This is a genomic window from Alkalisalibacterium limincola (genome assembly GCF_008017755.1).
GTDB classification, from domain to species: Bacteria; Pseudomonadota; Gammaproteobacteria; order Xanthomonadales; family Xanthomonadaceae; genus Alkalisalibacterium; species Alkalisalibacterium limincola.
The window spans coordinates 142,494-156,492 of sequence record NZ_VRTS01000001.1; the positions used below are offsets into that span (position 1 = coordinate 142,494).

Here is a 13,999-nt window from a genome sequence, read left to right on the forward strand (position 1 = left end):
CACCCGGCCGGCATGCATACGATGCCGTATGGTGGCATCACCGTTCCGTGAAAACCACCTCCCCTCTCCCTAAACTGGAAACGCTGACTCGACTCACCCACACGCAGCCACGTCCCAGACCCGGGCACCCTTCCCCGCCCCGACGCCGCGGAGTGCGGGGACCTTGCCCCGGAATCCTTTAAAGAAAAAGCTCCGCAGGAGTTTTTCGATTCAGGGGTAAGGTCCCCGCGCTCCGCGGCCCCTCAACAACGCCCCGAACCCCAACGCCCAATGCTTCAACGCACCAAGGCTTCAACGCCGAACATTCGAAACCCCGTGCGGCACGTGCCCTGTCGCCACGTGCTCGCGCGCCGAATCGATGTTGTGCTGAGAATCATCGAAGAAGATGTCCGCCCCGAACACCTTCAGGAACGGGCCCTTCGAGCGTCCGCCCAGGAACAGCGCCTCGTCGAGCCGCACCCCCCAGCGCCGCAGCGTCAGGATGACCCGCTTGTGCGCCGGCGCCGAGCGCGCCGTCACCAGTGCCGTGCGGATCGGCGAATCGGCCTCGGGGAACGCCGCCTGCAGGTGGTGCAGCGCCGCCAGGAACGCCCGGAACGGCCCGCCCGCCAGGGGCTCGCCCGCCATCGTGCGCTCGTTCTCCGAGAAGGCATGCAGCCCCTGCTCCAGGTTGATGCGCTCTGACTCATCGCCGAAGATCACCGCGTCCCCGTCGAACGCGATGCGCAGCTGCTCGCCGACCCGCTCCGGTGCCGGTGCGGGCAGGATCGTCGCCGCGGCCACGCCGTGGTCGAGCGCGCTGCGCACCGAGGCCGGGTTCGCCGACAGGAACAACTGTGCCCCGAAGGGCCGGATGTAGCGATACACCGGTGCGCCGCTGGTGAACACCGCCTGGCGGATCTTCAGCCCGTGGTGCTCGATGGAGTTGAAGATGCGCAGCCCGGTGTCGCTGGAGTTGCGCGAGAGCAACACCACTTCCACGCGGGGACTGTCCGGGTTGCCGAGTTCGTTGAGGCGCAGCAGCTTGCGCACCAGCGGGAAGGCGATTCCCGGTGCCAGCACTTCGTCTTCCTTCTCGCGCTGGAACGCGGTGTACGCCGCCAGGCCCTCGCGCTCGAACAAGGCATTGGAGTCCTCCAGATGGAACAGCGCGCGCGACGTGATCGCCACGATCAGCGGCCCGGCAGGATCGGCCGGCGGCATCGGCGCCTCGGGTTGGGTGCTGGATGGATCGCTCATGCGTGCCCGGGTTCCATGACTGGGCCGGCCCGTGGGGCCGGCACGAAACTATAACGCCACGCGGCGTCGCGCCGCCCTCAGATGCGGGTCAGGCGACGTCGCAACGCGCTGGAGAGCATGTCGATCGCCAGCACCGCCAGCACCGTCATGATCAGCACCGCCGCGGCCTTGTCGAACTGGCGGTAGCGCAGCGCGTTGAGCAGCAGCGCACCGACGCCACCGGCGCCGACCACGCCGAGGATCGCCGAGGCGCGCAGGTTGAGTTCGAAGCGGAACAACCACTGCGCCAGGATCTCCGGGATCACCTGCGGCAGCACCGCATATCGGATCGCCGCGATCTTCGAGCCACCGGCCGCCTCGACCGCCTCCACCGGCCCCATGTCGATCGACTCGACGACTTCGGCACCCAGCTTGGACAGCATGCCGACCGAGTGCAGGCCGATCGCCAGCGCTCCCGCCGTGGCGCCCAGGCCGACGATCGGAATCAGGTAGATCGCCAGCAGGATCTCGGGCACCGCACGAATCGTCGAGGACAGCGCCTTGACACCCTTGGACAGGGTCGGAAACAGCGTGTTCGCGCCCAGGAAGGCCAGGCCCAAGGACAGCACCGCGCCGATGATCGTGCCGATCCAGGCGATGTGGATCGACTCGATGATGCCGGCGACCACCTGGTCGCGGCCGTAGCCGACCACTCCGGACCAGTGGGTGCCCAACGCGGACTGGCAGGCGGCCCAGTCCTGGCTGCACAGCCAGCGCCCGGTCTCCGGGTCGCGCAGGAAGAACATGTCGGGCAGGAAGAAGCGCCCGAGGAAGATCAGCACCTCTCCTGGGACGGCGATCAACCGCTGCGGCGAGGCATCCACCGCCCACAGCGAGGCGAGGAAGGCCAGGCCGAGGCCGAGGCTCACCCAGGTGGCGAGGCCGCCGCGCGGGCGGCCGGGGTAGGTCTTGCTCGTCCGGGCGGTCATATCAGGCGCCTCCGGACCGCGATGGAGATCTGTTCGATCACCAGCACCGCCACCAGCACCATCAGGATGATCATCGTCACCCGCTCGTATTCGAAGCTGGCGCGCTGGGTATTGAGGATCATGCCGATGCCACCGGCGCCGACCAGACCCAGCACCATCGAGGCGCGCACGTTGAGCTCGAAGGCGTACATCACGTAGGAGGCGTACTGCGGCCACACCTGCGGCAACACCGAGAAGCGCACCATCTCAAGCCAGGTGCCACCGCTGGCACGCACCGCCTCGGGCAGGTTCATGTCGATGGACTCCATCGACTCCGAGAACAGCTTGCTGACCACGGCGACCGTGAACACGCTCAGCGCCAGCGCACCTGCCAACGGGCCGAAGCCCACGGCGGCGGCGAACAGCATCGCCCAGAACAGGTCGGGCATCGTGCGCAGCACGTTCATGAAATTGCGGTCGACGAACCAGGTGGTGCGGTTGGGCGAGATCGGGCGTGCCGCCAGCACCGCCACCGGGATCGCCAGGATGCCGCCGACCACGGTGCCGATCAGCGCGATCTGCAACGTCTCGAGGAACGGACCCCACAGCCGCGGCAGGAAGGCGAAATCCGGCGGCCACGACTCGCGCAGCAGGCGCCCACCCCCGCCGATGTTGCAGAAGAACTCGGTGGCCGACAGACCCACGCCCCAGGCCGACCACAGCGTCATGCCACCGACCACGCCGATGATCGCGGCCCACAGGCCCCAGGATGGCCGCGGCTTCGCCGGGCGCATGGCCTGGTTCATTTGGCGCCTCCGAGGAAGTCGTCCTCTTCCGGGGGGCGGCCATAGATTTCAAGGAACTGCTTGTCGGTGACCGTCTCGCCGGACCCGTCATAGACCAGCTCGCCATGGCGCAGGCCGATGATGCGCTGGCCGTAGCGCTTGGCCAGGTCGAGGAAGTGCAGGTTGACGATCGTGGTGATGCCCAGGTCGCGGTTGATGCGCAGCAGGTCCTGCATGACCTGGTGCGAGGTGATCGGATCGAGCGACGCCACCGGCTCGTCGGCCAGGATCACCCGGGGCTGCTGCGCCAGCGCCCGGGCGATGCCCACGCGCTGCTGCTGGCCACCGGAAAGCTGGCTGGCCTTGACGTAGGCCTTGTCGGGAATGCCCACGCGCTCGAGCGCGTCGAAGGCGATCTCGATGTCCTTCTTGGGCCACATGCCAACCAGGCTGCGCCACGTGGGCACGTGCGCCAGGCGACCGATCAGCACGTTGTCCAGCACGCTGAGCCGCTTCACCAGGCGGAAGTCCTGGAAGATCATCCCGATGCCGGCGCGCAGGTGGCGCAACTCCGGGCCCGGCTTGGTCGGCACCGGCGTGCGTGGATCTCCAGGCTGCCCGAGCTCAACGGGATCAGCCCGTTCACCGAGCGCATCAGGGTGGACTTGCCGGCGCCCGAGGAGCCGACGATGACGACGAACTGGCCGTCCTCGATGTCCAGCGTCAGGTCCTTCATCGCATGCACGCCACCGCCGTAGGTGACGTTGGCGTTGCGGTAGGCGATCGCGGGCTTGCCGCCGCCGGTGGGGGTGGTCTGGTCGGTCATCCGGGGCTCCGGTCAGCGACGCATCAGTTCGTAGACTTCGGAGACGGTGTCGTACACCCCCCCTCCGGCCGGCACGAATCCGTCGATTTCGTAAATGATGTACAGCGCGCGCTGTTCGCGCGGCAGCGAGGCTTCCTGCTCCTGGGCGAACTCCAGGAAGGCACGTGCGATCTCGTCCTTGAGGTCCTGCGGCAGGTCGGCACGCACCTGCACGCCGTCGTTGGGAATGTAGGGCGAGTGGTTGAAGACGATGACGCGCTCCGCCACGTCCGGGTGCTGGCCCCGGATCATGTTGCGCGCATCCTCGTAGGCGACGGCGAAACGCACGTCGCCGCGCCGCACCGCAGCCACGGCCGCGTCGTGGGAACCCACGAAGATCGGCTGGATGTCGCGCTCGTAGTCGATGTCGATGTCGGCCAGCTGCTGCGCCGGGAACAGGAATCCGGTGGTCGAGTTCGGGTCGGTGAACGCCACGCTCTGGCCACGCACGCTGGCGATGTCGCCCTCGCACTCGAGCATGCCGCGCACGCCGGGCACGGGATCGGTGTCGCACACCGATGCATCGTTGGTCATCCACTGGGTGCGGTAGCCGGTCTCGCCATCGCGCACCGAGATGAGCACCGGCTCGATGTCGTAGCGGCGCGCGCCCAGCATCGCCGCGAACGGGGGGCAGCATGCCGATGTCGGCGCGTCCGCTGCCCATCGCCTCGACCAGGCCGGTGTAGTCCTGCGGCACGAAACCACGCACCGGCACGCCGATGCGCTCGGACAGGAACTCGGTGATCGGGTCGAGGTTGTCGACCATCATTTCGGCCTCGTTGGCCGGCACCAGCCCCAGCACCAGTTCCGTCGGCCAGCCGCGCTCGTCGACCCGGGCCTCCGGGCAGCACGCCGCGAGAAGCACCGCGGCACAGGCCACGACCAGCCACTTCAGCACGGCGTGCGGGCCGAATGCGGGCGAGGGGGTAGCGGGCACATTGCCACCGCCCGCACCGGCGGGATTGTCTGGAGTCATGGAGTTCACTGCGTCAGCGTATGTCGGTTTTGTTACGGGCGCGTGTCATCGGGCCAGCACCTTGTCCGGGTCCAGCAACTCGCCATCGGCACGGCCGTCGAAGAAGATGTCGGCGCCGAAGGTGCGCAGGAACTCCTGCTTGCTGCGCCCACCCAGGAACAGCGCCTCGTCCAGCCGCACGCCCCACTCGCGCAGCGTGGCGATGACCTGCCGGTGGGCCGGCGCGGAGCGTTCGGTGATCAGTGCGGTACGGATCGGTGAATCCGCCTCGCCCATCGGGAAGGCCGCCTGCAGGCGATGCAGCGCGGAGAGGAAGCTGCGGAACGCACCACCGCCGGTCTCCTCCTCGCCCTCCGAGAACAGCATCGCGTCGCCGTCGAAGGCCAGGCGCACCTGATCGGCGTCCAGGCCGTCGGCCTGGGCCGGCCAGATCGTCGCCGCGGCGACGCCGGCGCGCAGCGCGTTGGCCACGTCGTTGCCATGGGTGGAAAGGAACAACTGCGCATTGAACGGCGCGATGTAGGGATAGGGGGCCGCGCCATTGGTGAAGGCCGCGCGGGTGATCGACAGCCCCAGGCGCTCGATCGAATTGAAGATGCGCAGCCCGGTGTCGCAGGAGTTTCGCGAGATCAGGATCACTTCCACGCCGGGCTGGTCTGGTCCGAGGCGCTCGTTGAGCGCCAGCAGCTTGCGCACCAGCGGATAGGCGACGCCGGGTTCGAGCGGCTCGTCCTCGCGCTCTCGCTGGAAGCTGGTGTACGCCTCCAGTCCTTCCTTCTCGTACAGGACATGGCTTTGCTCGAGGTCGAAAAGTGCACGCGAGGAGACCGCGACGATCAGCGGCGCGACCGGGTCTCGACCCGAGCCGGGGGTAGTCTGGAGCGGCGAAGGGGGCGTGTTGGCGGAAGACATGGACAAGTCCGGTCGGGGATTCGGGGGTGGATCCTGGCCTGCCCTGGCCGTTAGGCGCCACCTTCCCGGCGCGCCATGATGCCGCGGCTGCTCAGGTCAGGAACTGCTCGTTGAGGATGCGTTCCTCGAGGTTGTGTTCCGGATCGAACAGCAGCGTGACGCTGTGTCGTTGCGACGAGCGGATCACGACCTCGACCACCTCGCGCACTTCGTGCGAATCGGCCGTGGCCGACACCGGCCGCTTGTCCGGGTCCAGCACCTGGAGTCGAATCTCGGTGTCCGCACGCAGGATGGCACCCCGCCAGCGACGCGGCCGGAAGGCTGCGATCGGCGTGAGCGCGATGACGCTTGAGCCGAGGGGAAGGATGGGCCCGTGGGCGGAGAAATTGTAGGCCGTGCTGCCGGCCGGCGTGGCGACCAGGATGCCATCGCAGACCAGCAGCTCGAGCTTGTCGCGCTCGTTGAGCTGGATCCTCAGGTGGGCCGCCTGCCGCGTCTGGCGCAGCAGCGACACCTCGTTGTAGGCGAGGGAATGGACACTGGCGCCCGACTCGGTGACCGCCGTCATCTCGAGGGGGCGGAGCATCGCCGGTTCAGCGGCCTGGAGGCGCTCGACCAGGCCTTCGCCCCGGTACTGGTTCATCAGGAACCCGACCGAGCCCAGCTTCATGCCGAACACCGGCTTGCCGAGGCTGCCGTGGCGATGCAGGGTCTGCAGCATGAAGCCGTCGCCGCCGAGGGCACAGATGACGTCGGCGTCCGCGGGCTCGTGTTGCCCGTGCGCCGCGATCAGTGAAGCCAGCGCCTGTGCCGCGCCCGGATGGCGGCTGCCAAGGAATGCTATGCGTGGCTGGTTCACACCCGACTCCCCCTCGACCCGGCCCGCAGCTTAACCCAGGCGCCCGCCACACGGGCGCCCGGGCCGTCACTGCTAGGCCGCGACCTGCTCGGCCGCGACCGTCTGGGCCAGCAGGCGCACCGCCACCGACAGGGTCGGATAGTCCATCGTGCGTTGCGAGCGGAGTTCATCGAGCATCTGCCGGGTGAAGCCGAGTGTGGCGTCGTCACGCGCCAGCCACGCATCCACCGCCTCGGGCCCGGCCTGCTCGCTCTCCTCGAGCACCAGCGCGACCAGGCCGCGATGCTGGGCCTGGAGCTCGTCACGCAGCGCGCCACGGGCCAGCGCATGCCAACGCCCGCCCACCGGCAGTTCGTCGATGCGATGGGCCAGCCAGGACAGGTGCATCACCTGGCCGAAACGGAAGTGGACACGTGCGACCAGTCCGACCCGCTCGCTCGAGCTGCCGGCCACCTCGACGATGTCCATGCCCGACTCCAGCCACGCCAGCGCGGCCAGCTGGGTCGCCATCGCGTCCGGGAAGCCCGCGCCCAGCCACTGGTGGCGGTCGGCCTCGAAGGCCTCGCGGTCCTCCTCGCCCAGCACCTCGGGCAGGGCCTCGCGCAGTGCGTCCATGCCCGGCTTGTAGCGCTCGACCTGGTCGGCGATGCCCAGCGACTGGCCCGGGCGGTTGAGCAACCAGCGCGTCATGCCACGCTGCAGGGCCCAGATGCGCTGCAGGGCGTCGATCTGTGAGGATTCCGGCACCCGCAGGTCGAGCTCGTCGATCTGCGCCCACAGCTCGCGCGCGTCGAGCACCTCGCGGGTGATCGTGTAGGCCTTGGCGATCTGTGCCGGCGACTGCCCGGTGTCCTCCTGCATGCGCATCAGGAAGGTGGCGCCCATGCGGTTGATCGTGGAGTTGGTGACCGCCGTGGCGATGATCTCGCGGCGCAGGCGGTGGTCCTCCATCAGGTCGGCGAAACGCTCCTGCAGCGGCTGCGGGAAATAGCGCAGCAGTTCGCGGGACAGGTAGGGATCCTCCGGCACGTCGGAGTGCAGCAACTGGTCGAACGCCACCAGCTTGGCGTAGGACAGCAGCACGGAAAGCTCCGGCCGGGTCAGGCCCAGGCCGCGCGAACGGCGGTCCTCGAACTCACTCTCGGAGGGCAGGAACTCCAGCTGGCGGTCGAGCAGCCCGCGCGACTCCAGCGTGCGGATGAAGTGCTGCTTGGAGCCCAGGCGCGAAACGCTCATGCGCTCCATCAGGCTGATGGCCTGGTTCTGGCGGTAGTTGTCGACCAGGACCAGCGATGCGACCTCGTCGGTCATCTCGGCCAGCAGCGCATTGCGGTCCTCGATGCCGAGGTCGCCCCGCTGCATCACGGCGTTGAGCAGGATCTTGATGTTCACCTCGTGGTCGGAGGTGTCCACGCCGGCGGAGTTGTCGATGAAGTCGGTGTTGAGCAGCACGCCGGCCTGCAGCGCGGCCTCGATGCGGCCGCGCTGGGTCAGGCCGAGGTTGCCGCCCTCGCCCACCACGCGGCAGCGCAGCTCGCCGCCATTCACGCGCAGTCCGTTGTTGGCGCGGTCGCCGACGTCCTCGTGGCTTTCCGAGGCCGCCTTGACGTAGGTGCCGATGCCACCGTTCCACAACAGGTCGACCGGCGCCTTGAGGATCGCGTTCATCAACTCGTTCGGCGTCATCTGCGTCACCGACTCGTCGATGCCCAGCGCGGACCGGGCTTCCTCGCTGAGCGGAATCGACTTCATCGAACGCGCGAAGATGCCGCCCCCGGAGGAGACCAGGGCCCGGTCGTAGTCCTCCCAGCTCGATCGCGGCAGCTGGAACAACCGCTCGCGCTCGGCGTAGCTGGCGGCCGAATCCGGGTTCGGGTCGATGAAGATGTGGCGGTGGTCGAACGCGGCGACCAGCCGGATGTGGCGCGAGAGCAGCATGCCGTTGCCGAACACGTCGCCGGACATGTCGCCGATGCCGACCGCGGTGAAGTCCTGCGTCTGGCTGTCGATGCCCAGCGCGCGGAAGTGGCGCTTGACCGACTCCCAGGCGCCCTTGGCGGTGATGCCCATGCCCTTGTGGTCGTAGCCCACCGAGCCACCGGAGGCGAAGGCATCCCCCAGCCAGTAGCCGTGCTCGAGCGAGATGCCATTGGCGATGTCGGAGAACGTCGCGGTGCCCTTGTCGGCGGCCACGACCAGGTACGGGTCGTCGTCGTCGCGGCGCACCACGCCCACGGGATGCACGACCGTGTCGCCGGCGTAGTTGTCGGCGATGTCGAGCAGGCCGTTGATGAACATGCGGTAGCAGGCCACGCCCTCCGCGAGGAAGGCCTCGCGGTCGCTGGCCGCAGGCGGCTGCTTGACGATGAAGCCGCCCTTCGCGCCCACCGGAACGATGACCGTGTTCTTCACCATCTGCGCCTTGACCAGGCCCAGCACCTCGGTGCGGAAGTCCTCGCGCCGGTCCGACCAGCGCAGGCCACCACGTGCCACCTTGCCGAAGCGCAGGTGCACGCCCTCGACCCGCGGCGAGCACACGAAGGTCTCGCGGTAGGGCCTCGGCCGCGGCAGCTCGGGGATCAGGCCCGGGTCGAACTTGAAGGCCAGGTAGTCGCGGTAGGTGCCGTCCGGGCACTGGAAGTAGCTGGTACGCAGCGTCGCCTCGATGACGCCGATGAAGCTGCGCAGGATGCGGTCCTCGTCGATGCTGGACACGCGCTCGAGCAGGATGGCCAGCGCGTCGAGCGCGGCATCGGCCTGCGCACTGCGATCGAGCCCGCGCGCGTAGGCGACCTCTTCGATGATGGTGTGCGCGTTCTCGTCCAGCGTGGGGTCGTGGATGCCGTCGAGTTCGCGCTGCAGGCTCTCGCGGGCCTGCTCGCCGCCCTCACCCTCCCGGGCCGGGTCGAAGCGCGCCTCGAACAACTCCACCAGCAACCTCGCCAGCAGCGGGTAGCGGCACAGCGTGGACTCCATGTAGGCCTGCGAGAACGGCACGCCGGCCTGCAACAGGTACTTGCAGTAGGCCCGCAGCATCGCCACTTCGCGCCAGTCCAGGCGCGCCACCAGCACCAGCCGGTTGAAGCCGTCGCTCTCGGCGGTCCCGCGCCAGACCTGCTCGAAGGCATCCTCGAACACCTCGCGGACCGCCCCGACGTCGATCTCCCCGCCCGGCAATTCGATGCTGAAGTCCTGGATCGAGCGCAACATGCCGTCGGCATGCACCTCGAAGGGATGCTCTGCGACGATGCGCAGGCCCATGTTCTCCATCATCGGCAGCGCATCGGACAGGGCGATCGCCTCGCCCTGGCGGTAGAGCTTGAAATGCACCTGGCTGGCATCCTCGCCACTGCGGTACAGGGCCAGGCGCAGGTCCTGCGGCCCCTCCAGGCGCGAGAGGTGCTCGACGTCGTTGGCAGCCACCTCGGGCGTGGCCCGTTCGATGTAGCCGCCGGGCAGGGCGCGCCCGAAGCGCTGCGACAGCTTCAGCCCGTCCTCCGCACCCCGGCGCTCGATCAGGATGTCGCGCAGGTCGTCGTGCCAGTTGCGCACCAGTTCGACCAGGCGCTGCTCGAGTTCGGCGACGTTGAACTCCGCCCCGCCGGCCTTGGGCCGGATGATCAGGTGCAACTGCGCCAGCGGCAGGTCGCCGACCTGGATCGTCGTGTCGATGCGCTGGCCGTTGAGCGCCTCCATCAGCATCGCTTCGATGCGCAGTCGGGTGTCGGTGTTGAAGCGGTCGCGCGGGATGTAGACCAAGGCGGAGAAGAAGCGCCCATAGCGGTCGCGGCGCAGGAACAGGCGCGGCCGGATGCGCTCCTGCAGGCTGAGGATGCCCATGCAGGTCTGGAACAGCTCGTCGTCGCTGGACTGGAACAGCTCGTCGCGCGGCAGGCTCTCCAGGATGTGCTTGAGTGCCTTTCCGCTGTGGCCGTCGCGCGGCAGTCCGGAGCGCTTCATCACGTATTCGAAGCGCTGGCGCACCAGCGGGATGTCCCAGGGCCGGCGGTTGTAGGCCGCCGAGGTGTACAGGCCGACGAAACGGTGCTCCCCGACCGGCTCGCCCTGCGCGTCGAAACGCAGCACGCCGATGTAGTCCATGTAGCCGGGGCGATGCACGGTCGAGCGTGCATTGGTCTTGGTCAGGATCAGCGCGTCGATCTGGTCGTTCTGCGACAGCGTGTGCGCGATCAGGGTCTTGAGCGAGCGCGGCTTGCCGATGCGCTCCTCGCCCTTGAGCAGGCCCAGGCCGGTGCCCGGCAGGGCCGCCAGCACCTGGTCGCCAGCCTCGTGGCGGACCTCGTACTCGCGGTAGCCCAGGAAGGTGAAGTGGTCGTCGGCGGCCCAGGCGAGGAACTCCTGGGTCTCCGCCATGGCCTCGGCGCTCAAGCGCACCTTCGAACCCGCCAGCTCCTCGGCGATCGCCCGTGCCTTGTTGCGCATCGCCGCCCAGTCGGCCACCGACATGCGCACATCCGACAGCGCGGTCTCGATGTCGCGGATCATCGTCGCCAGCACGTCGGGGTCGGTCTGCAGGTCGATCTCGATGTGCAGCAACGATTCACGCTGGCCGCGGCCGAGCCCCACGAGCGCGCCGCCCGCATCGCGCTCGACCTCCACGACCGGATGGCCCAGCACGTGGATCGACACGTTCGACAGGGCCAGCGCCATGCTCACGGAGTCGACCAGGAACGGCATGTCGTCGTTCACCACCTGCACGACGGTGTGGGCCGAACTCCAGCCGTGCTCGCCCTGGGTCGGGTTGAACACCCGAAGCACCGGCTTGCCCGCCGGGCGCTCGCGCGCGAACTCGAGGAAATCGCGCGCCAGGGCCGCCCAGTCGCCGGCCGGACGCACATCGAACTCCTCCGCCGACATGCGCCCGTAGAACGCGTCCGCGAAGGCCAGCGCCTCCTCATGTCGGGCCGTGGGAAGCGCCTCCCGGATCGCCGTCATGATCGGTTCGAGGGAGACGTCATGGACGCTGACGTGACTGGCGGAGGATTCGCTCATGTCAGGGGCTTTCCGGTCGGGATAAACAAAGTGTGAAAGTGTAGCGAGGCAGGGTTGGGGGGGCCAGCCGGAACCTGCGAAAAAGGCCCTGCCTCGCGGCAGGGCCCCTTCGTGGTTGGCCTCTCGTTCAGTTCTACGCGACGATCAGCGCAAACCGGTCTCGTTGCGGGCGATGACCATGCGCTGGATCTCGCTGGTGCCTTCGTAGATCTCGGTGATCTTGGCATCGCGGAAATAGCGCTCCAGCGGCATCTCCTTGGAGTAGCCCATGCCGCCGTGCACCTGCAGCGCGGCGTGGGTGATGAACATCGCCGCTTCCGACGCGGTCAGCTTGGCCACCGCGGCCTCGGTGCTGAAGCGGCCGCCGTTCTTCTCGGCCTGGGCCTTGGCCCAGCCCGCGCGCAGCGTCAACAGCTCGGCGGCATCCAGCCGGCACTTCATGTCGGCGATCTTGGCCTGGATCATCTGGAAGCTGCCGATCGGCTGGCCGAAGCTCTTGCGCTCCCTGGAGTACGCCACGGCGGCCTTGTAGGCGGCACGCCCCAGGCCCACCGCCTGCGAGGCGATGCCGATGCGGCCGGCGTCGAGCACGCCCATCGCGATCTTGAAGCCCTCGCCTTCCTGGCCCAGCACCTCTTCGGGCTCGACCACGTAGTCGGTGAACTCGACCTCGCAGGTGGCCGAGGCACGGATGCCGAGCTTGGGCTCGGTCTTGCCGCGGTGGAAGCCCTCGCGGTCGGTGTGGACCATGAACGCGGTGATGCCCTTGGCGCCCTTGGACGGGTCGGTCTGGGCGAACAGGACGATGTAGTCGGCGACCGGGCCGGACGTGATCCAGCTCTTCTTGCCGTTGACGACGTAGCGGCCGTCGTCGCGCTTGACCGCCTTGCAGCGCATCGCGGTGGCGTCCGAGCCCGACTGCGGCTCGGTCAGCGCGAACGCGCCCACGGCCTCGCCCTCGGCGATCGCCCGCACGTACTTCTGCTTCTGCTCCTCGGAGCCGAACTTCAGGATGCCGTTGCAGAACAGGGAGTTGTTGACCGACATGATCGTGGAATGGGCGCAGTCGGCCTCGGCGATCTCGATCATCGCCAGCACGTAGGCCACCGGATCCATGCCCGCACCGCCGTACTCGGCCGGCACCTCGATGCCCATCAGGCCGTTCTCACCGAGGATCTTGATGTTCGCGCTCGGGAATTCGCCGGACGCGTCGAACTCGGCGGCGGTCGGGGCGATCTTCTCCTGGGCGATGCGACGGGCAACGTCCTGGATCATCAGCTGCTCTTCGGTGAAGTTGAAATCCACGGTGAGGTCCTTTGGTTCGGAAATAGGCACTTTCAGCCGCGCATTGTAACGCGGGCCAGTCACCACGGCGTGGAGGCGAATTGCCGCACGGCCGGGCTTGACCTGTCCGACGGCAGCCGCCACCATCCATATATCTTTGAATCGCGATAAAGGGATGCCTGTGGATCTGGAAGCCTGGTCGACCTGCCTGAAGGTGCTCTCCGACGCGACCCGCGTGCGGCTGCTGGCACTGCTGGAGCACGAGGAGCTGACCGTGGCCGAACTCGCCGCGATCACCCGGCTGGCCCAGCCGCGGGTGTCCACCCACCTGGCCCGGCTGAAGGAGGCGGGCCTGGTCATGGACCGCCGCGCCGGCGTGTCCGCCTACTACCGCTTCAACGGCGAGCTCGACCCGGCCGAGGCGTCGCTGTGGCAGGCACTGCGCCAGGGCACCGACGATCCGATGCTGCGTGCGGATGCCGAGCGCCTGCCCTCGGTGCTGGCGATGCGCGCCGTGGACCAGAACTGGGCCGACTCGGTGGCCGGGGACATGGAGCGCCATTACTCGCCGGGTCGAACCTGGGAAGCCCTGGCCCGTGCCGCACTGCCGCTGCTGGAACCCGGCGACGTGCTCGACATCGCCTCCGGCGACGGGGTCACGGCCGAACTGCTGGCCCCCCACGCGCGTTCGTTCGTGTGCATCGACGCCAGCCACAAGGTGGTCGCCGCCGCACAGACCCGCCTGGCGGCCTACCGCAACGTCCGGGTGCTCGAGCACGACATGCACGACCTGCCCTTCGACGAGGCCAGCTTCGACCTGGTGCTGATGATGCATGCGCTGACCTACGCCGAGCGCCCGGTGGTGGCCGTGGCCGAGGCGGCACGGGTGCTGCGTCCCGGTGGCCGGCTGCTGGCCACGGCGCTTGCGCGCCACGAGCACCGCGCGGCGGTGACGCCCTACGGCCACGTCAACCTCGGCTTCACCCCGCGCGAGCTCAAGCGCCACGCCGAGAAGGCCGGCCTGAAGGTCAACGTGTGCGAGACGGTGACGCGCGAGAAGCGCCCTCCGCATTTCGAAGTCGTCTCCCTGACCGCGACCAAGCCCTGAGGCCCCGACCG

Annotated in this window: 11 protein-coding genes and 1 pseudogene; 1 reads left to right on the forward strand and 11 read right to left on the reverse strand. The window is 68.4% G+C overall.

Features of this window, described 5'->3' with window-relative positions; genetic code table 11:
• Window positions 1-291: 291 nt before the first annotated feature.
• The 11 genes and pseudogenes from FU658_RS00640 to FU658_RS00685 all read right to left on the reverse strand — a co-directional run bounded on the left by FU658_RS00640 (window position 292) and on the right by FU658_RS00685 (window position 12,931).
• Window positions 292-1,203 (reverse strand): 5'-nucleotidase, encoded by a 912-nt coding sequence (locus FU658_RS00640; RefSeq protein WP_255505365.1) that lies wholly within the window; start codon window positions 1,201-1,203, stop codon window positions 292-294.
• Between the two features lie 113 nt (window positions 1,204-1,316).
• On the reverse strand, window positions 1,317-2,207 hold the full coding sequence (gene phnE, locus FU658_RS00645) for a phosphonate ABC transporter, permease protein PhnE (RefSeq protein WP_147890342.1): 891 nt from the start codon (window positions 2,205-2,207) through the stop codon (window positions 1,317-1,319).
• On the reverse strand, window positions 2,204-2,992 hold the full coding sequence (gene phnE, locus FU658_RS00650) for a phosphonate ABC transporter, permease protein PhnE (protein WP_147890343.1): 789 nt from the start codon (window positions 2,990-2,992) through the stop codon (window positions 2,204-2,206). The genes phnE (FU658_RS00645) and phnE (FU658_RS00650) overlap by 4 nt, the downstream gene beginning before the upstream one ends.
• Complete coding sequence (locus FU658_RS14600) at window positions 2,989-3,564, reverse strand: phosphonate ABC transporter ATP-binding protein (protein WP_255505336.1); 576 nt, start codon at window positions 3,562-3,564, stop codon at window positions 2,989-2,991. Before FU658_RS14600 ends, phnE (FU658_RS00650) begins: the two co-directional genes overlap by 4 nt.
• Complete coding sequence (locus FU658_RS15865; protein WP_222708323.1) at window positions 3,510-3,797, reverse strand: ATP-binding cassette domain-containing protein; 288 nt, start codon at window positions 3,795-3,797, stop codon at window positions 3,510-3,512. Before FU658_RS15865 ends, FU658_RS14600 begins: the two co-directional genes overlap by 55 nt.
• Window positions 3,798-3,809: 12 nt before the next feature.
• Window positions 3,810-4,451 carry a phosphate/phosphite/phosphonate ABC transporter substrate-binding protein gene (locus tag FU658_RS00660; RefSeq protein WP_147890344.1) on the reverse strand — a complete coding sequence of 214 codons (642 nt, stop codon included), beginning with the start codon at window positions 4,449-4,451 and terminating at the stop codon, window positions 3,810-3,812.
• Between the two features lie 19 nt (window positions 4,452-4,470).
• Window positions 4,471-4,812, reverse strand: a pseudogene (locus FU658_RS15870) (PhnD/SsuA/transferrin family substrate-binding protein); the annotation flags it as partial.
• 45 nt (window positions 4,813-4,857) lie between these two features.
• A complete protein-coding gene (locus FU658_RS00670; RefSeq protein ID WP_147890345.1) occupies window positions 4,858-5,724 on the reverse strand; it encodes a 5'-nucleotidase in 867 nt (288 codons plus the stop codon).
• A 91-nt stretch (window positions 5,725-5,815) separates the two neighbouring features.
• Window positions 5,816-6,583 (reverse strand): NAD kinase, encoded by a 768-nt coding sequence (locus tag FU658_RS00675; RefSeq protein WP_147890346.1) that lies wholly within the window; start codon window positions 6,581-6,583, stop codon window positions 5,816-5,818.
• Between the two features lie 72 nt (window positions 6,584-6,655).
• Entirely contained in the window at window positions 6,656-11,596 is a 4,941-nt protein-coding gene (locus FU658_RS00680) for an NAD-glutamate dehydrogenase (RefSeq protein ID WP_147890347.1), read from the reverse strand.
• A gap of 144 nt (window positions 11,597-11,740) precedes the next feature.
• Complete coding sequence (locus FU658_RS00685; RefSeq protein ID WP_425477560.1) at window positions 11,741-12,931, reverse strand: acyl-CoA dehydrogenase family protein; 1,191 nt, start codon at window positions 12,929-12,931, stop codon at window positions 11,741-11,743.
• 130 nt (window positions 12,932-13,061) lie between these two features.
• On the opposite strand from FU658_RS00685, the gene FU658_RS00690 reads away from it, so the two are divergent.
• Complete coding sequence (locus tag FU658_RS00690; RefSeq protein ID WP_147890712.1) at window positions 13,062-13,988, forward strand: ArsR/SmtB family transcription factor; 927 nt, start codon at window positions 13,062-13,064, stop codon at window positions 13,986-13,988.
• The last annotated feature ends 11 nt before the right edge of the window (window positions 13,989-13,999 follow it).